The organism is Streptomyces sp. NBC_00663 (assembly GCF_036226885.1).
Classification (GTDB): Bacteria; Actinomycetota; Actinomycetes; order Streptomycetales; family Streptomycetaceae; genus Streptomyces.
This window is the reverse complement of record NZ_CP109027.1, coordinates 8,109,983-8,127,627: the sequence shown is the minus strand read 5'-3', so window position 1 is coordinate 8,127,627 and position 17,645 is coordinate 8,109,983. Positions and strand designations below refer to the sequence as shown.

Annotated in this window: 16 protein-coding genes; 6 read left to right on the top strand and 10 right to left on the bottom strand. The window is 70.4% G+C overall.

The window, feature by feature from the left end; genetic code table 11:
* Nucleotides 1-63: 63 nt before the first annotated feature.
* Both OG866_RS36835 and OG866_RS36830 read right to left on the bottom strand, forming a co-directional pair.
* On the bottom strand, nt 64-1,698 hold the full coding sequence (locus OG866_RS36835) for a thiamine pyrophosphate-binding protein (protein ID WP_329341550.1): 1,635 nt from the start codon (nt 1,696-1,698) through the stop codon (nt 64-66).
* A complete protein-coding gene (locus OG866_RS36830; RefSeq protein WP_329341549.1) occupies nt 1,695-2,480 on the bottom strand; it encodes a cyclase family protein in 786 nt (261 codons plus the stop codon). The genes OG866_RS36835 and OG866_RS36830 overlap by 4 nt, the downstream gene beginning before the upstream one ends.
* 154 nt (nt 2,481-2,634) lie before the next feature.
* On the opposite strand from OG866_RS36830, the gene OG866_RS36825 reads away from it, so the two are divergent.
* A complete protein-coding gene (locus OG866_RS36825; RefSeq protein ID WP_329341548.1) occupies nt 2,635-3,444 on the top strand; it encodes a PhzF family phenazine biosynthesis protein in 810 nt (269 codons plus the stop codon).
* A 25-nt stretch (nt 3,445-3,469) separates the two neighbouring features.
* Here the strand turns inward: OG866_RS36825 and OG866_RS36820 are convergent, their stop codons facing one another.
* Nucleotides 3,470-4,270, bottom strand: a complete 801-nt coding sequence (locus tag OG866_RS36820) for a CPBP family intramembrane glutamic endopeptidase (protein WP_329341546.1) — start codon at nt 4,268-4,270, stop codon at nt 3,470-3,472.
* 206 nt (nt 4,271-4,476) lie between these two features.
* On the opposite strand from OG866_RS36820, the gene OG866_RS36815 reads away from it, so the two are divergent.
* A complete protein-coding gene (locus OG866_RS36815; protein ID WP_329341545.1) occupies nt 4,477-6,249 on the top strand; it encodes a substrate-binding and VWA domain-containing protein in 1,773 nt (590 codons plus the stop codon).
* A 77-nt stretch (nt 6,250-6,326) separates the two neighbouring features.
* Here OG866_RS36815 and OG866_RS36810 read toward each other — a convergent pair whose 3' ends face one another.
* On the bottom strand, nt 6,327-7,844 hold the full coding sequence (locus OG866_RS36810; RefSeq protein WP_329341544.1) for a glutamate--cysteine ligase: 1,518 nt from the start codon (nt 7,842-7,844) through the stop codon (nt 6,327-6,329).
* Between the two features lie 129 nt (nt 7,845-7,973).
* Here OG866_RS36810 and OG866_RS36805 point away from each other — a divergent pair, with 129 nt between their 5' ends.
* The 4 genes from OG866_RS36805 (at nt 7,974) to OG866_RS36790 (ending at nt 10,752) form a co-directional block, all read left to right on the top strand.
* A complete protein-coding gene (locus OG866_RS36805; protein ID WP_329341542.1) occupies nt 7,974-8,177 on the top strand; it encodes a hypothetical protein in 204 nt (67 codons plus the stop codon).
* 220 nt (nt 8,178-8,397) lie between these two features.
* Complete coding sequence (locus OG866_RS36800; protein WP_329341540.1) at nt 8,398-8,988, top strand: hypothetical protein; 591 nt, start codon at nt 8,398-8,400, stop codon at nt 8,986-8,988.
* A 277-nt stretch (nt 8,989-9,265) separates the two neighbouring features.
* A complete protein-coding gene (locus OG866_RS36795) occupies nt 9,266-9,472 on the top strand; it encodes a DUF5999 family protein (RefSeq protein WP_329341539.1) in 207 nt (68 codons plus the stop codon).
* Nucleotides 9,473-9,705: 233 nt separating this feature from the next.
* Nucleotides 9,706-10,752, top strand: coding sequence for a LacI family DNA-binding transcriptional regulator (locus tag OG866_RS36790; RefSeq protein WP_329341537.1), 1,047 nt, complete (start codon nt 9,706-9,708; stop codon nt 10,750-10,752).
* Between the two features lie 111 nt (nt 10,753-10,863).
* On the opposite strand, the gene OG866_RS36785 is transcribed toward OG866_RS36790, so the two are convergent.
* From OG866_RS36785 to OG866_RS36760, 6 genes are all read right to left on the bottom strand, one after another.
* Nucleotides 10,864-11,901, bottom strand: a complete 1,038-nt coding sequence (locus tag OG866_RS36785) for an endo-1,4-beta-xylanase (RefSeq protein WP_329341535.1) — start codon at nt 11,899-11,901, stop codon at nt 10,864-10,866.
* 47 nt (nt 11,902-11,948) lie between these two features.
* Nucleotides 11,949-12,803 (bottom strand): carbohydrate ABC transporter permease, encoded by an 855-nt coding sequence (locus tag OG866_RS36780; RefSeq protein ID WP_329341533.1) that lies wholly within the window; start codon nt 12,801-12,803, stop codon nt 11,949-11,951.
* Nucleotides 12,800-13,798 carry a carbohydrate ABC transporter permease gene (locus OG866_RS36775; protein ID WP_329341531.1) on the bottom strand — a complete coding sequence of 333 codons (999 nt, stop codon included), beginning with the start codon at nt 13,796-13,798 and terminating at the stop codon, nt 12,800-12,802. Before OG866_RS36775 ends, OG866_RS36780 begins: the two co-directional genes overlap by 4 nt.
* A gap of 6 nt (nt 13,799-13,804) precedes the next feature.
* Nucleotides 13,805-15,100 (bottom strand): extracellular solute-binding protein, encoded by a 1,296-nt coding sequence (locus tag OG866_RS36770; protein ID WP_329341530.1) that lies wholly within the window; start codon nt 15,098-15,100, stop codon nt 13,805-13,807.
* 219 nt (nt 15,101-15,319) lie between these two features.
* Entirely contained in the window at nt 15,320-16,813 is a 1,494-nt protein-coding gene (locus OG866_RS36765; protein ID WP_329341529.1) for a glycoside hydrolase family 43 protein, read from the bottom strand.
* 199 nt (nt 16,814-17,012) lie between these two features.
* On the bottom strand, nt 17,013-17,645 hold the full coding sequence (locus OG866_RS36760; protein WP_329341528.1) for a potassium-transporting ATPase subunit C: 633 nt from the start codon (nt 17,643-17,645) through the stop codon (nt 17,013-17,015).

Here is a 17,645-nt window from a genome sequence, read left to right as displayed (position 1 = left end):
GGAACAGTTCGCATGGCAAGGCCCTTGAAGCCGACCCCGGTCACCGGCGCACCCCGCTCACGCTCAGTGCCCCCGGAACGCCTCCTCCAGCCACCAGGCCCCGTGCTCCCGCGTCACCTTGGCGTCCACCAGCAGTGGTGACGAGCGTGGCCCCGCCACCCAGTCCTCCACCGCCTTGAGGTCGGCGCGGCCCCGCACGGTCACCGCTTCGAAGCCGTGGCCGCTAGCGACGGCGGCGAGGTCGGTGGGCGGGAAGGTGACGGTGTCGAGGGGGAACCCGTCGGGGCCGAAGTGGTGGACCTCGGCGCCGTAGGCCTCGTCGTCGTAGACGATCACGACCATGGGCAGCCCGAGCCGTCGTACGGTCTCCAGCTCGGCCACTCCCATCAGCGCCCCGCCGTCCCCGAGCGCCGCCACCGGCAGCCGGTCCGGCCGGGCCAGGGCCGCGCCGATCGTCGTCGCGAGGCCCAGGCCGATCGACTGGAAGGCCTGGGTGAAGCAGAAGCCCTCCTCGTCGGGCACCGACAGGTAGGCGCTCGGATAGCCCATGAAGTTGCCGGAGTCGACGCCGACGATCCGCTCGGCCGGGAGGACGGCGTCGAGGGCAGCGCTCAGGGTGCGCGGGTCGATACGGTCCCGGGTGCTCTCGTCGTCGTAGGGGACGTCCCGCCACCGGCCCCGGGTGCGGAGCGCCCGCGCGACGGCGGCGGAGCGATACCCCTGGCGCCGCTCGGCACCCGCGTCGAGCGCCTGCCGGGCCGTGGCGGCGACGTCGCCCGTGACGCCCAGGTGGATCTCGCGGTGCGCGCCGAGCGCGGAGGCGTCGTCGTCGACCTGGACGACGGTGGCGTCCGGGCCGATCAGCCGGCCGTGCCGCATGGTCCACATGGTGAGGGCGCAGCCCCAGCCCACGATGAGATCGGCGTCCTGGATCAGTTCGGCGGCCAGGGGCGTGGCGAAGCCTCCGGAGATGCCGAGCGACCAGGGGTCGTCGTGGAACAGTCCGTGGGCGACGGCGGAGGTGGCGAGCAGGGCGCCGTGGTGGTCGGCGAGCGCGGTCAGGGCCTCGCGGGCCGTCCTGGCACCCCGGCCCGCCACGAACACCGGGCGGCGGGACCGGGCGAGCGCCGTGACCAGCGCCGCCACCTCGGACGCGGCCGGTTCCACGGGGGCCCGCGCCGGGGGCGGTACGACGGCGATGGCGGCCGTGTCGGGGACGTCCAGGTCCTGCACGTCCAAGGGGAGGTTGAGGACGACGGTACGGCGCTCGTGCAGGGCACGCCGTAGGGCGCCGCAGGCCTGCTCGACCGCCGACGCCGGGGACGTCACGCGTTCCGTGACCGCGCCCACCGCCCGCGCCAACGCCTCCTGGTCGACGTAGAAGTTGGAGGTCGGCCGGGTGGCCTCGGCGGCCAGGACGAGCAGCGGGGTGCGGCTCTTCGCGGCCTCGGCGACACCCGTCAGCGCGTTGGTCAGGCCGGGCCCCTGATGGACGCTGAGGGCGGCAACCGTGCCGCTGACCCGGGCGTAGGCGTCGGCCATGGTGGCCGCTCCGCCCTCGTGGCGGGCGGCGACGAAGCGGGAACCGGCCGCGACCATCGCGTTGGTGACGTGGAAGTTGCCCGAGCCGACCACGCCGAACACCTGCCGCACACCGGCCGCGGTCAGGGCCCGGCCGACCGCCTCGGCGACCTTCATGAGCGCTCCACCAGGGCGATGACCCGGGCCGGCGAGCCCGAGCCCTGGACGATCGGCAGCGGGCCCGCGACGACCACGGCGCCGGTGGCGGGCAGCTCACCGAGGTTCTGGAGCTGCGTGAGCCCGTACTTGTCGTTGCCCATGAGGTACGAGTGGCAGGGGAAGACCGGGTCGAAGGAGTGCGCCGCCCCGGCGTCGGTGCCCACCGTCTCGGTGCCGAGGCCGATCACCGGGGACTCCTCGGCGACCCAGCGGGCGCACTCGGGCGACAGGCCCGGGGTGTGGGGGCCGTTCTCGTCGGCGTTCAGGAACTCCCGCTGGGAGTCGGACCGGGCGTCCCAGCCGGTGCGCAGCAGCAGCCAGCCCCCGTCGGGCAGCGGACCGTGCTCGACCTCCCACGCCTCGATGTGATCCACCTCGACCAGGAAGTCGGGATCCTCGGCCGCCGCGGCGGAGAAGTCCAGCACCACCGCGGGCGCGATCAGCCGGCTCACCGGCACCGAGGCCACGTCGGCGAGGTCCTTGCCGGTGACCCAGTGGTTCGGGGCGTCGAAATGGGTGCCGGTGTGCTCACCCGTGCGGAAGTTGTTCCAGTACCAGGCCGGTCCACGGTCGTCGTACCGGCTGATCTCCTCCAGCTCGAAGACCTGCGTCTGCCCGAACGGCTCGGGCAGCTGGATCACCGGGGTGTCCGAGGACAGCGGCGCCGTGAGATCGACGACCTCGATCGCACCGCCACGCAGCCCGGCCAGCAGGGCTTGGAGAACGGACGGCTGGGACATGGCGGCCTCCTGGACTGTCGTGGGTAGGTGACGCGTTGACGACAGTCGCACCGCCGGGACGACGCGTCCAGACAGCGCTCCGGGAAGGGAAAGGGGTCCAGTGGCCCCGAATTGGCCTTGGCCCCGTGGGCCACTCGCCCTTAGCGTCGAGGGCATGCGCATCCGAATCGTCGACGCCTTCACCGACCGCCCCTTCGCCGGCAACCCCGCCGGCGTGCTGCTCCTCGACTCCTTCCCGGACGACGAGCGGCTCCAGAACGTGGCCGTCGAGGTCAACCACGCCGAGACGGCCTTCGCCCACCCCCTTCCCCAGGGCGGCGACGCCGACTGGGCGTTGCGCTGGTTCACTCCGGCCGCCGAGGTGAACATGTGCGGCCATGCCACGCTGGCCACGGCGCACGTGCTGCACACGACCGGCGCCCACGAGGGCCCGGTGCGGTTCGCCACGCGCAGCGGGGTGCTCATCGCGACGCCGGACGAGGACGGTTCGATCACCCTGGACTTCCCCACCGCGCCGCTCACCCGGACCGAGGTGCCGGACGGGGTCGCCGCGGCGCTGGGCACCGAGCCGCTCTCGGCCTTCGACACCGGTCCGAACGTCGGCGACCTGGTCCTCGAACTCGTCGACGAGAAGACCGTCCACGCCCTCGACCCCGACCACAAGGCCCTCGGCGCCTTCTCCGAGCGCGGCATCATCGCGACCGCCCGCGCCGAGGATCCGGCTCGGGGCTACGACTTCGTCTCCCGCTGCTTCTTCCCGAACTACGGGATCGACGAGGACCCGGTCACCGGCAGCGCCCACACCGCGCTGGCCCCCTTCTGGGCCGGGCGTCTGGGCCGCACCGAGCTGACCGGCCTCCAGGCCTCCCCGCGCTCCGGCCGGGTGCGCACCGAACTCCGCGGCGACCGCACCCTCCTCACGGGCCGCGCGGTCACCACGATCGAGGGCGAGCTGCTCGTCTGACACCCCCGGCAGGGCCGGCGCCGGCTCACGCGGTCGGCAGCCAGCCCACCTTCCCGGCCAGCAGCGCGTACCCGACGAACGCCCCGATGTCGAGCAGCGAATGCGCCACCACCAGGGGACCCACCCGGCCCCATCGGCGGTAGAGGTAGACGAACACCACGCCCATCGCCATGTTGCCGAGGAACCCGCCGATGCCCTGGTAGAGGTGGTACGACCCGCGCAGTACGGAACTGGCCACCAGCGCGGTCCCCGGCGTCCAGCCCAACTGGCCGAGCCGGCGCAGCAGATAGCCGACGACGATGACCTCTTCGAGGATCGCGTTCTGGAGGGCGGACAGCACCAGCACCGGGTACTTCCACCACACCTCGGGCAACGCCTCGGGCACGACGGTGAGATTGAAGCCCAGGCCGCGTGCGGCCAGGTAGAAGGCGATTCCGGTACTGCCGATCACCGCCGCGACGCCCGCGCCCCGCGCGAGGTCGAACCATGGCCTGGTCCGGTCGAAACCGAGGGTGCGCAGGCTGCTCCCCTCCCGCAGGAGCAGATGCGCGACCAGGGCGACGGGCACGAGGGACGAGGCGATCCCGAAGAGCTGCCAGGCGAGATCGAGCCAGGGACGGCCAGGCGCAGCCGAGGCGTTGAGGGTGGCCGCCTGGTCCTTGAGGCCGCCCGGTTTGGTGACCGATCCGACAAAGCTGATCAGGGCGGACACACCACTCGCACCGAGCGAAAGCCCCAGAACGAGCAGGGTCTCGTCCCGGAGGATCCGTCGCGAGGGCCGCTCCGGCGGAAAAGAATCAGCCACCGCACCCGCCTCTGCCTGCACACCTGACTCCAATTCAGTAATCCCGTCTCATCCCCTTCACGGCCCCGCTAGGGTCCTCGAAAGAACTTACGAAGATCGTGAGAACTTACGACGATCGTGCGCGACAGGCCGTTGGGGGACGGACACCGTACGGGGCGTTCCTCCCCCTTCGACCGCCATCCGGCCGGCGGCCGGCAGCAGGTCCGACAGGGAGGGGCACCACCGTCATGGGACGTCACAGCTTGCCCGATCAGTATGGGGCGGGCGGCAGCGACCCCCGCCCACGCGCCCGGCGCCGCTCGGTGGCCATCGCGACCGTACTCGTCCTGACCGTCGCCGGCGGCACGGCGGCGGCCGTCCGCGGCGGACTCCTCTCCTTCGGCTCCTCCTGCCAGGACAACGCGGTACGGCTCAAGGTCGCCGCCTCTCCCGACATGGCCCCGGCTTTGCGCGCGGCGGCGGAGCGGGCCCGCGACAACAGCCTCACTTCCGACGGCCGCTGCGTGGACGTCACGGTCGGCGCCCAGGACTCCCACAAGGTCGCGGCCACGCTGCTGGGGGGCCGGAAGACCGATGTGCAGCTATGGGTGCCGGACTCGGAGATATGGGTCGAGCGGGTCGGGGCGAATACCTCGGCGACGGAGGTGACACCGGTCGGCAACTTCGCGTCCTCGCCGGTGGGGGTGGCGATGGTGCCGCGGGCAGCGAAGTCGCTGGGGTGGCCGAAGAAGACGTACAGCTGGATCGAACTGGCCGGTGCCACCCTGCGGGACGACGCCCTCAGGCTCGGCGCGGCCGACCCCGCGCGCAGCGCGACCGGCCTGCTCGCACTGACCCGGCTGAGCGCCGCCGCGAGCGCGATCGAGGGCGGCGACACCCAGGCGGCGGCCATGATGAAGACCCTGTCGCAACGCACGTCCGACAGCGACAGCCAGGTCCTGGACACCCTCCCGCGCGATACCTCCGGTGCCGAGCAGGGCAACCCGAAGCGCAACCAGGCGCTGGTCCTGAGCGAGCAGGCGGCGTTCGCGTACAACGCCTCCGCCGGGGGCGACGGGCTCGACCTCTTCTATCCGAAGGACGGCTCACCGCGGCTCGACTTCCCCTACACCCTGGTCGACCAGGCGGTGCTGAGCACGGACGAGAGCCGGGCGGCGCTCCGGTTCGTGAACTATCTGCGCAAGCCCGAGCAGCAGAAGCTGTTCCACCGGTACGGCTTCCGCACGTCCGCCGACGAGGTGGCGCAGTCGGTCGTCACGCAGGCCGGCGGCAGCAAGCCGCAGCCGTACGCGAGGCCCGCCGTACGCCCGGCCTCCAAGGCGGCGCTCGAGGAGGCGCTCGGCACCTGGACGATCACGGTGCAGAGCGCCCGGATCACCACGGTCGTGGACGCGTCCTCCTCGATGTCCGAGCCGGTCTCGGGCACCGGCCAGTCCCGCATGGACGTCACCAAGGCGTCCCTCCTCCAGGCCCTCGCCACGTTCACGCCGGACGACGAGATCGGCCTGTGGGACTTCTCCACCAAGCTGGACGGCGACAAGGACTACCGCGTCCTGGTGCCGACCGAACGCCTCGGCGCGGCCCAGGGCAACGGCACCCAGCGCGACCGGCTGACAGCGGCGTTCAGCGGCCTCACCCCGGTTCCGAACGGGGCCACTGGCCTCTACGACACCACGCTCGCCGCCTACAAAGCGGCCGTCTCGTCCTACGCCAAGGACAAGTTCAACGCCCTGGTCATCCTGACCGACGGCGCCAACCAGGACCCCGGCAGCATCTCCCTCGGCGCCCTCATCAGCCGCCTTCAGCAGCTCACCCGGCCCGACCGCCCGGTCCCCCTCATCATGATCGCCGTGGGCCCCGAAGCGGACCGCACGGAGGCCGACCGGATAGCCACCGCGACAGGCGGCTCCGGCCAGGAGGTCTCCGATCCGTCCCAGATCCACGAGGTGATCCTGAAGGCGATCGTGGCAGCGGGGGCGGAAGGCAGCGGCGGGGGCTGAGCGCGGAGGGCGGCAACACAGGCCGATCCACGCAGGACACCCCCGCGCCGCCCCCGCCGCGACGACCGGCCTCCGTCTCATCCCAGCGGCACCGGCTCCGGCAACCCCACCGGCCACGTGTGCACCGGCTCGCCGACGTGCATCAGCTCGCGGTACCTCCGCGTCAGCGCGGCGAACGCGGCGTCACGGCTCAGCCCCTTCTCCAGGGCGCGGTGGAAGGTCGCGGACTGCCAGGTCGCCCCGTTGGCGCGGCGCCGGCAGCGTTCGTCGATGACGCCGAGGTAGAAGTCCCGGTCGGCGGGGTCCACGCCCCACCCGTCGAGCCCGGCCTCGGCCAGCGGCAGCAGTTCGTCGCGTACGAGGGTGACGGCGTCGACCTGGGTCAGCCCGCCGAGGCGTCCGCGCCGCGGCCAGTCGAAGCGGGCGTCGATGCCGTGCTTGCAGGCCGCGTCGAAGTTCGCGGCGGCCGACTCGAAGGGCAGCCGGGTCCACACGGGCCGCGACTCCTCGGCGAGGGCGCGGACGACACCGTAATAGAACGCGGCGTTGGCGATGACGTCGGTGACGGTGGGCCCGGCCGGGAGCACGCGGTTCTCCACGCGCAGATGCGGGACACCGTCGGCGATGCCGTACACCGGCCGGTTCCAGCGGTACACCGTGCCGTTGTGCAGGACGAGCTCGGCGAGACTCGGCACCCCGCCCTCGTCGAGCACCTTCAGCGGGTCCTCGTCGTCGCAGATCGGCAGCAGCGCCGGGTAGTAGCGCAGGTTCTCCTCGAACAGGTCGTACGCCGAGGAGATCCACCGCTCCCCGAACCAGGTGCGCGGCCGTACCCCCTGCGCCTGGAGTTCGGGCGGGCGCGTGTCGGTGGACTGCTGGAACAGCGGGGGCCGGGACTCGCACCACAGCTCCTTGCCGAACAGGAACGGCGAGTTGGCGCCGACGGCGATCTGCGCGGCGGTGACGGCCTGCGCGGCGTTCCACACATCGGCGAAGCGTCCCGGGGTGACCTGGAGGTGCAGTTGCACGGAGGTGCAGGCGGCCTCGGGAGCGATGGATTTCGAGGTGCAGCTCAGTCGTTCCACCCCGTCTATGTCGAGGGTGAAGTCCTCGCCGCGGGCGGCCACGATCTGGTCGTTGAGCAGGGTGTAGCGATCGACGTCGGAGAGGTTGGAGGAGACCAGGTCGTCCCGGTCGAGCGTCGGCAGAATGCCGATCATCACGATCCCCGCGTCGAGCTCTCCCGCCTTTCGGTCCGCGTATGCCAGCGAGGTACGTATTTCCTCGGCGAGCCGGTCGAATACACGCCCTCCCAACGGATGTGGAGCTATGTTGACTTCCAGGTTGAACATGGCGAGTTCTGTTTGGAAATCTCGGCTCGCGATGCGTTCGAGTACCTGCGCATTCAGCATTTTCGGCATGCCGTCGGCGCCGGTGAGATTCAGTTCGATCTCCAGCCCCATGAGGTTCTTCGGCCGGTCGAACCGCTTCTCCTCCAGCAGCCGCTCCAGGCCCGCCAGGCACTGCCGGAGCTTGCCGCGGTAGTGCTGGCGATCGGACAGATCGAACCGACCTGCCACGACCTTCTCCCCCATCGAAGCATCCCTCCTCGGATGGGCGTGCCGTACATCGGCCGCCGGGCGTCCCGGGTCCGGTGGGATGATGCCCAGCGGAGCCGATCGATAACGTCCCGCGCGGGCCCGGCAGCCGCTACTCTGACGCAGATGACCGGCGGCACATTCACCGGGCATGAGGCACTGTGCAGTTTCGAGTGCCCTGAACATCTCGTGAAAAACGCCGACGACAATTGGCCGTCCAAGTCTCCGGCATTCTTCGAGGTCACCGCCGTACGGCCGATCCGGAATCGGGATGATTCCCACGTATCGCCGACCGAATGGACCCTTGCCGAACGCCTCGGAAACGGCTAGACGAAACATCGTGTGAACACGTGTCGTATAAACTCCGCGAGCGAGGCAGAAGGTTGGCGCCCCGGTCGAACGATCCTGCCGTCAAGGTCATGTGCGGCAGACCTCACCCCCCTCAAGCGTATGCACGACCCGGCCCCCGCCTCTCTGACCCCGCGAGCTGACAGCGCCGTCCGCCCACGCCCTCGCGCCACTGTGCCTGTCGAATGAGAGGCGACCCACTATGCCGCTGCATGTACCCCCGGCCCCCGCGCCCGCACTTCGCTCCGTCCTCACTGCGCTCGGTTCGCCCACCGCGGTTCGCGAGGCCCGGACACCGTCCCTGCGTAACGCCCAGGGACCCGCCACCCCCGAACTCCCGCTGCCCGTCCACGTACTCGACGAGATCACCGCCGAGGGCGCCGCCGCCACCCGGCTGGCCGGGTGGCGCTTCCTGATCCGGTGCGGCGACCGCGCCGTGGCCGCGGCCGAGACCCGGCTGACCCCCGACGGCTGGGCCTTCTCGCACTTCTTCGAAGGCCCCTACATCACCTCCACCGAGCGCGCGCTGCGCCAGGCCGAGACCATGCAACAGCCCTACCAGCCCCGCCTGTTGTCCGTCCCGGGCCTGTACATGCTCACGCTTTGGCTGCACGGCGACTGCACCGCCGACGGCGCCGGCGGCCACCCCGCCGCCACCGATCTGCTCGTCCCGCTCGCGCCCGCACCGCCCGGTATCGCCGCCCACCGGCCGCACCGCGTCGCCGAACTCCTCCCGATGCTGACCCACCGCGTGACACCCGCACCGGCACCTCTGCTGAGCCAGCCCGCCTGACACCCACACCATCGGCTCGTACGAGCGAAACACAGCTCGTACGAGCCCTTCTTCGTGCCCGCACCCGTCCGGACTAGCCCCATCCGGCCATCGCGAACCACCCGAAGAGACAGTGCAGTTGGGATGAACCGTCCACGCGGGTGACGCGTCCTGAACCTGTGAGTAGCGGTGCTGCCAAATCCCTGCGGATTGCCGCCCGTGGGGCAACACTGGTTCCGACCGACTTATCACAACGGGGGCAACGATGAAAACCACGACAAAGCGAAAGATCCCACCCATGTGCCAGCACCAGCCGCCGTGTCCGACAGCCGACTCCGCCGACCGGGAATCCGCCCGCCTCGCGGCGCACCACCCGGAACAGGGCTGGAGCCTGCTGTGCAACGGCGTTCTGCTCTTCGAGGACACCGGCGAGCTCCTGCCCGACGGCCAGATCATCGCCCCGCACCGCCCGCTGGGCACCGACAAGGTGATGACCGCCGCCTGAGGCACCGCCGGGCGGCCGGCGCACGCCCGGAGATCAGTGGGGCCGGCCCGCAGACACACACTGCGAACCGGCCCCGACGCATGTCCGGGGGTGCTCACTCCCCGTAGCCCCGCATGCGGAATGCGCTGATCCTGCCGATCGACCCCCTGCGCCTCTTCCCATCCGTGCCCGTTTTCCGGAAGACTCCTGGAAGTTTCGATGGCGTCAGTGGATCCGTCCACGGAGGTGGGGAGTTGGCAGCACACGAGGTCGGCACCGAAGGGCCGGCCGAGCCCGGGAGCCGGGTCACGATCACCGAGATCGCCCGGCAGGCGGGTGTCTCGGTGCCGACGGTGTCCCGGGTCGTCAACGGCCGTTCCGACGTGTCCCCCAAGACCCGGGCGCGGGTCGAGCAACTGCTCCAGCAGTACGGCTACCGCAGGCGCCCCACGGCCTCGGGCACCGGCGCCGCCCTGCTCGACCTGGTCTTCAACGACCTCGACAGCCCCTGGGCGGTGGAGATCATCCGCGGGGTCGAGGAGGTGGCGCACGCGGCCGGTGTCGGCACCGTGGTCTCGGCGATCCACGGCCGCTCCGGCGACGCCCGCGAGTGGATGCGCAATCTGCGGGCCCGTGCCTCCGACGGCGTCATTCTCGTCACCTCGGTCCTGGAGCCCATGCTGCACGAGGAGTTGCGCATCCTCGGCGTCCCGCTGGTGGTCGTCGACCCCGCGGGCTCCCCCGCGCTGGACGCCCCCACCATCGGTGCCGCCAACTGGTCGGGCGGCATGGCGGCCACCGAGCATCTGCTCTCCCTCGGCCACCGCAGGATCGCCCTGATCGCGGGCCCGCCCCGGCTGCTCTGCTCCCGGGCCCGGTTCGACGGCTACCGGGCCGCGCTGGAGGGTGCGGGGCTCGGCGTCGACGACTCCCTCGTCGTCCCCGGCGACTTCCGCCCCGAGTCCGGCTTCGACGGCTGCAACGCCCTGCTCGACCTGCCCGAGCCACCCACCGCGATCTTCGCGGCCAGCGACCAGATGGCGCTCGGCGCGATCGAGGCGCTGCGCCGCCGCGGGCTCAGGGTGCCGGAGGACATGAGCCTGGTCGGTTTCGACGACCTTCCGGAAGTCCGCTGGTCCGCCCCGCCCCTCACCACCGTCCGTCAACCCCTCGCGGACATGGGCAAGTTGGCCGTCCGTACGGTGCTCAGACTGGCCCGCGACGAACAGCCGGACTCCCCCAGGGTGGAGCTGGGCACGGAGCTGGTGATCCGCGCGAGCACGGCACCTCTGCCCGGCTGACGAGACGACACCGGCCCGGCGGTGGGACGCACCGCCGGGCCGGGCCGCACCCCGGCGGACTCCCCTCCTTGCCCAGCCGCCGGGTGTCTTGGAAAACCAGGTGGGCCGCCGCTACTTCAGCGCGTCCCTGATCGCGAAGTACGCGGGCTTCGGCCGGAGTTGCTCGTCGTACGGCAGGGCGGCACCCTGGCCCTCGAAGAACGCCGGAATCCAGCTGTACTTGTCCGTGTAGTCCCAGATCGTGATGCCCACGCACCGGCGCACCGCGAGGCAGGCATCGGTCAGGTCGGCGTACCACTGGGCCTGTTGGGCGAGCTTCTCCTCGGTCGCGGGCAGGATCATCCGGATGTCGACCTCGGTGAGCGCGGTGTCGAGGCCCAGCTTGGCGAACCGGCGGAGGTTCTCCTCCAGCGAGGTGGGATAGCCGTACTGGAGCGCCAGATGGGCCTGGAGGCCGATGCCGTCGAGCGGGACGCCCTGGGCCTTCAGCTCCTTGGCGAGGTTGTAGTAGGCGTCGCTCTTCGCGCCGACCGTCTCGATGTTGTAGTCGTTGAGATAGAGCTTGACCTTGGGGTCGGCCTGCCGGGCCCAGCGCAGGGCGTCGGCGATGTAGCCGGGGCCGAGGGTCTTGTAGAAGACCGTCTCGCGGTAGGTGCCGTCCTCGTTGAACGCCTCGTTGACGACGTCCCAGGCGAAGACCTTGCCGCGGTAGTGCCGTACCTCGGTCTGGATGTGCTTCTTCAGCACGGCCCGCAGCTCGGTCGCCGTCCACTCCTTGGAGGTCAGCCAGTCGGGCAGCTGGCTGTGCCAGACGAGGGTGTGGCCGCGCACCTTCTGGTGGTGGGCGCGGGCGAGGTTCACGATCTCGTCGCCGTTGGTCCAGTCGAAGACGCCCTGCTGGGGCTCGGTGGCGTACCACTTCATGCCGTTGCCGGGCGTGATCTGGTCGAACTCGCTGCCGAGGAGCGCCTTGTAGGGCTCGTCGACGAGTTCGGGGTTGTCGGTGGCGCTGCCGAAGTAGCGGCCGTGGCGCTGGGCGAGGTCGGCGAGGGTGGGCTGCTTGTCGTGCGCCTGGGCCGGCGCCGCCATTCCACTGGCGACCAGGACCGCGGCCACGGCGCCGACGAGTCTGAGGCGGTTCTTGAGCATGGTGGTGCGACTCCTCACGTGCGGGGGTGGGGGCCGTACTGCCGCCGTCAGCCCTTGGTGGCTCCGGCGGTGAGGCCGCCGACGAGCTGGCGCTCGGCGACCGAGTAGAAGGCGAGGGCGGGAACCATCGCGAGGACGAGATAGGCGAAGACGCGGGCGTACTCGGCGGAGTACTGGCCCTGGAACTGCTGGACGCCGATGGGCAGCGTCCACCAGGTGTTGTCGGTGAACACCAGCAGCGGCAGCATGAAGTTGTTCCAGCTGGTGACGACCGCGAGCACCGAGACCGTGCCGAGCGCCGGCCGCGCCATCGGCAGCAGCACCCGCCACATGAACCCGAAGGGGCTGCACCCGTCGAGGGTGGCCGCCTCCTCCAGCTCCCCCGGGATCTCCCGGAAGAAGGCCCGCAGGATGATGATGGTCATCGGCAGCCCGAACGCGGCCTGCGGCAGGATCACGCCCAACGGGTTGTCGAGCAGACCGAGATAGCGCAGCAGCAGGAAGAGCGGCAGCGCGGCCACCGCGAAGGGGAACATCAGCCCCATCGTGAAGAAGGTGAACAGCACCTCCCGCCCCCGGAAGGCGAACCGCGCGAAGGAGAACGCGGCCAGCGCGGACACCGCGACGACGATCACCGTCGTGGCGACGGCGATCAGCGTGCTGTTGCCGAGCAGCTTCCAGAAGTCGCCCGAGCCGAGGATGTCGGTGTAGTTGCTCGCCAGCCAGTGCTCCGGCAGCCCGAACGGGTTGCTGGAGAGCTCGTCGGTCGACTTGAAGCCGGACAGGATGGCGTACACCAGGGGTACGACCATGACGGCGCCGACGGCGAGGAGGATGACGTGCAGCGGGAACGTGCGGGCGGTCTTGCTCCTGCGGTTCGTTCCCTCGCTCTTGAGGCTCATTTCCCGGCCCCCCTCATCGTGGTGGTGGCCCCTTCGAGGTCGCGGCGGAGCACGAACCGCTGGTAGGCGAGGGCGAAGACGAGGCAGATGCCGAACATGACCACGCTGATCGCGCTGGCGTAGCCGACCTGGTAGCGCTTGAAGCCGTACTGGAACATGGTCACGGCCATGGTCTCGGAGTGGTGGTCGGGTCCGCCCTGGGTGATCACCCAGACCAGGTCGAAGAGCTGGATCGAGCCGATCACGGCCAGGAAGACGCTGATGCGGATGGTGGGCATGAGCAGCGGCAGGGTGACGCTGCGGAATCGCTGCCACGAGTTGGCGCCGTCGATGAGCGCCGCCTCCGTCAACTCCCTGGGTACGGACTGGAGTCCGGCCAGGTAGAGCATCATGTGGAAGCCGAAGTACTTCCATGTCATGACGATGAACAGGGTCGCCATCACATAGTTCGGGTCGGCGAACCACAGCCCGCCCAGGCTGTCGAGGCCGATGCTGCCGAGGAGATGGTCGGCGAGCCCGTCGTCCGGGGCGAAGACCATGCTGAAGAGGACGCCGGTGATGGCCTCGGACAGGACATAGGGCGCGAAGAACAGCATCCGGTAGACGGCCCGGCCGCGCAGCTTCTGGTTGAGCAGGACCGCCATGGCGAGCGCGAACGGCAGCTGGAGCGCCAGCGTGAGGAGGACCAGGACGAGGCAGCGCCACAGGTCGCCCAGGAAGACGGGGTTGTCGAAGAGGTCGGTGAAGTTGTCGACACCGACGTAGTCCTCGGGCATCCCGAAGCCGCCCCAGCGGAAGAAGGCGGCGTACAGCGCGAACAGCATCGGCAGCAGCACGAGCCCGGTGAAGAGAACCAGCGCGGGCAGCTGGAAGCCCATCGCGGTGAGCCAGTTGAGCGCGCGCCGCCGGGCCCGCCCCCGGGCCCTGACCTTCTCCGGGGGCGGGACGTCGGTGCCGGGACCGCTCCGCTTGTCTGCGAGGAACGTGGAGGTCATCGGCTGCTACTGCTCTTCCTTCGTGACCTTCGTGATCGACTGGGCGACCTGCTCGGGGGACTTGGAGCCGGCGATGAGCGCGGCCACGCTGTCGTTGACCTCCTGGCCGACGGCGGGGGCGTAGGCCTGGTCGAGGTAGAGCTGGAAGCCGGTGGCGCCGTTCAACTGGGCCTGTACGGCCTTGAGGTTGGCGTCGGTGATGGCGCTCTCGGCGCCGGGGACCACCGGGAGGGTGCCGGTCTTCTTGACCAGTTCCAGGTCGGTGGCCTCGGAGGCGAAGAACTTCAGGAAGTCGACGGCCGCCTGCGGGGCGCCCCGGCGCAGGGCGTGTGCGCCGCCGCCGCCGAACACCTCGGTGATGGTGCCCTTGCCGCCCTCGACCGCCGGGAACGGGAAGAAGCCGAGGTCCTTCCCGAGGCCCTTGCCCGCGTCGGCCTCGACCTGCGGCGCCCACTGGCCCATGAGCTCCATGGCCGCCTTGCCGTTGCCGACGCTGGCCGCCTGGCCGGTCGGCGTGGAGTAGGCGGCGTTGAGGAAGCCCTTCTGGAACGGCTGGAGATCGACGAGGGTCTTCAGGTGCGCGCCCGCCTGCACGAACTCGGCGCCGGTGAAGTCCTTGTCGTCGTAGGCCTTCTCCAGGGCGCTCGCGCCGGCGGTGCGCATCGCGAGGTAGGCCCAGTAGTACATGCCGGGCCACTTCTCCTTGCCCGCGAGGGCGATGGGCGTGATGTTCTTCGACTTCAGCTTGCTGACGGCTTCGAGGAACGCGCCCCAGGTGGTGGGGGGTTCGGTGATGCCGGCCTGCTTGAACAGCGCCTTGTTGTACCAGAACCCGATCATGCCGATGTCGAACGGGATGCCGTACACCTTGTCGTCGATGAGGTAGGCCTCCTTCGACACCTTCAGCAGATCGTCGGACCACGGCTTGGTCTTGTCGCTGAGGTCCTCGACGAGACCCGCGTCGACCTGCTGCTTGAGAACGCCGCCGCCCCAGGTGTGGAAGATGTCGGGGAGCTTCCCCGAGGCGATCAGCGCCGTCATCTTCGACTTGTAGGCGTCGTTCTCCAGCTGAACGATCTTCACCTTGACCTTGGGGTTCTGGGCCTCGAACTTCTTGGCCAGACCCGCCCAGACGGTGTGGGCCGGCTCGGTGGTGGAGATGTTCCACCACTCGATCGTGGTCGTTCCGTCGGACGACCCACCGTCCGAGTCGCCACCGCAGCCGCTCAGTGCGGTCATGCCCAGACCGGTCGCGGCGGACGCCGCCAGGAAGCCACGGCGAGACAGTGCCGGGTCGCCCATTTTGCACTCCTTGGGTACGGGACGGCGTGTCCACTACACCGTCCTCAGGACCGAAAGTTTCGGAGTTGATCCAGAAAGCTTCGTTGATGCCGCACCCTAGAGACAGCTCCCAAACGGTGGCAACCCCTTGTACGCGGTGAATCTGCGACCAGCTTCCCCGGCGTCCGCGGCGCCTGACGTCGTCGCACCCGGCCCGAGAGTTTCCGACGCCTTCCGGAACTACCGCGTCGGCTCGGCCGCGTACGTGAACCAGTCGAAGCCGGCACTGCCCTCGGTGACGTACATCCCGATGACCCGGCCGGTGAATCCGCCGGCGACCTGAGTGGACAGATAGCGGCCGTCGAGCGCGGCGAGTTCCTCGCCGTCGACGGCGAAGGTGATCGCGTCGGGTCCGCCCGCCCGCAGTCCCGGCAGGTCCTCGCCGGTCGCGGTGACCAGCGGTTCGGTGCGCACCCCGACGCCGAGAACGAGCGGTCCGGTACCCACCGCCCGCCGCGCCACGCACTGCCGCACCGGCCCGATCCGGGCGATCACTCTCGCCTCGCCCTGGGCGATCTCCAGGTCGTAGTGATGGGCCTCGTCGAGCCGCACGGACAGCCCGGCCCGCCCGCTCCCAGGCTCCAGCCGGGCCTCCACCCGGCAGTCGGGGTGCTGCTGCCGACGGCCGACGAAGGTGTGTCCTGGCCGGTCGAGACTAGGCCCGGCGGCATGCAGAGTGAGTACACCGGGCCGCTCGTCGAGCGACCACGAGCCGGCCGGCCTGCGGCGCGGGGAGATCCAGTACGGGGCCAGTTCGGCGGCGTCGAAGTCGTCCCGTTCCGGCTGCGGCGGTACGGGGTGCCAGGCGGCCGGCGCCGGATGGCTCTCCCGGACCGGCCCCACCGTGGGCCACCCCTCCACCCACTCCACCGGCGTCAGGAAGGTCTCCCGGCCGAGCACATGGAAGCCCGGGAACCAGCCGCGTGGCCGGGTGCCCAGGAGCACCATCCACCAGCTCCCGTCGGCCGCCTCGACGAGGTCGGCGTGGCCGGTGCACTGGATCGGCGAGTCGGTGCTGCGGTGGCTCAGCACGGGGTTGTCGGGGGCCGGTTCGTACGGCCCGCGGACGGAGCGGGCACGGGCGATCGACACACTGTGCCCGTGGGCCGTGCCGCCCTCGGCGAGCATCAGGTACCACCAGTCGCCGATCCGGTAGAGGTGCGGCGCCTCGGGGTGCTGCATCCCCGTCCCGGACCACACCGGAAGGGGTCCTTCCAGGACCTTTCCCGTCTCGGGGTCGATGCGCGCGAGGCCGCATCCGGCGACCGTGCACCAGCAGTTGCCGTCCTCGTCCCAGGCCAGGTCGGGGTCGATCCCGGGGACGTCGACCCACACCGGGTCGGACCACGGCCCCTCGGGCCGCTCACTGGTGACGATGAAGTTACCGCGGGTGCCGACGACCGTGGTGATCAGGTAGAAGCGGCCGTCGTGGTGGCGCAGGGTCGGGGCGTAGATCCCCGCGGAGGCCGGGATGTCGTCGGAGAGCTCCAGCTGCCCCGGGCGGTCCAGGACGTTGCCGATCTGTCGCCAGTGCACGAGGTCGCGGCTGTGGAAGAGCGGGACGCCGGGAAAGTACTCGAAACTGGAACAGACCAGGTAATAGTCGTCACCGACCCGGCACACGCTGGGGTCGGGGTGGAAGCCACCGAGGACGGGGTTGTCGTACGTCCGCATACGCGTCAGCCCTTCCGACGGGCCGACCGAAACATTCGGCCCTATTGGCGAACATTACGAAAGCGGACTGTACGAGGATGCCCGGACGGGAACAAGACAGCGCTTGCCCGCGGGCAGGTACTCCCGAGGGACGGCGCCGCGCGGCCGGCACCAGCCGCGCGGCGCTTTGGTGACGTCGGACCAGGACGGAGGGCGTCGGTCAGTCGCCCTCGACCAGCGCCTTGAGCGCGACGTTGAGCTCCAGCACGTTCACCCGGGGCTCGCCGATGAAGCCGAGGGTGCGGCCGTCGGTGTGGGCGTCGACCAGCTTGCGCACCTGGGTGACGGAGAGTCCGTTGCGCTCGGCGACCCGGTGGACCTGGAGGTCGGCGTACCGCGGGGAGATGTCCGGGTCCAGACCCGATCCGGAGGAGGTGACCGCGTCGGCGGGGACCTCGGAGGGCTCGACCTGGTAGTCGGCGGTGGAGTTCTCCCTGACGACCTTGGCCTTCGCCTCCCGCACCCACTTGATCAGCTCGGGGTTGTCGCCCGAGCGGTTGGTGGCGCCGGACAGGAGGAGCTTGTACTGGGTGTTGACGGAGTTCTCGCCCAGTCCGTCGGCCGGGCGGGGCTGGAAGTAGTCCAGGCCGTAGCCCTGCTGGCCGATCAGCGAGGACCCGACGACCCTGCCGTCCGCCGTGATCTCGGAGCCGTTCGCCTTGCCGGGGAAGACGGCCTGCGCGATGCCCGTGACGGCCAGCGGATAGACGACACCGGTGAGCAGGGTCAGCACCAGCAGCGCCCGCAGACCCGCGCCCAGCAAACGTCCGGTGTTCGCAACTGAGTTGTTCAT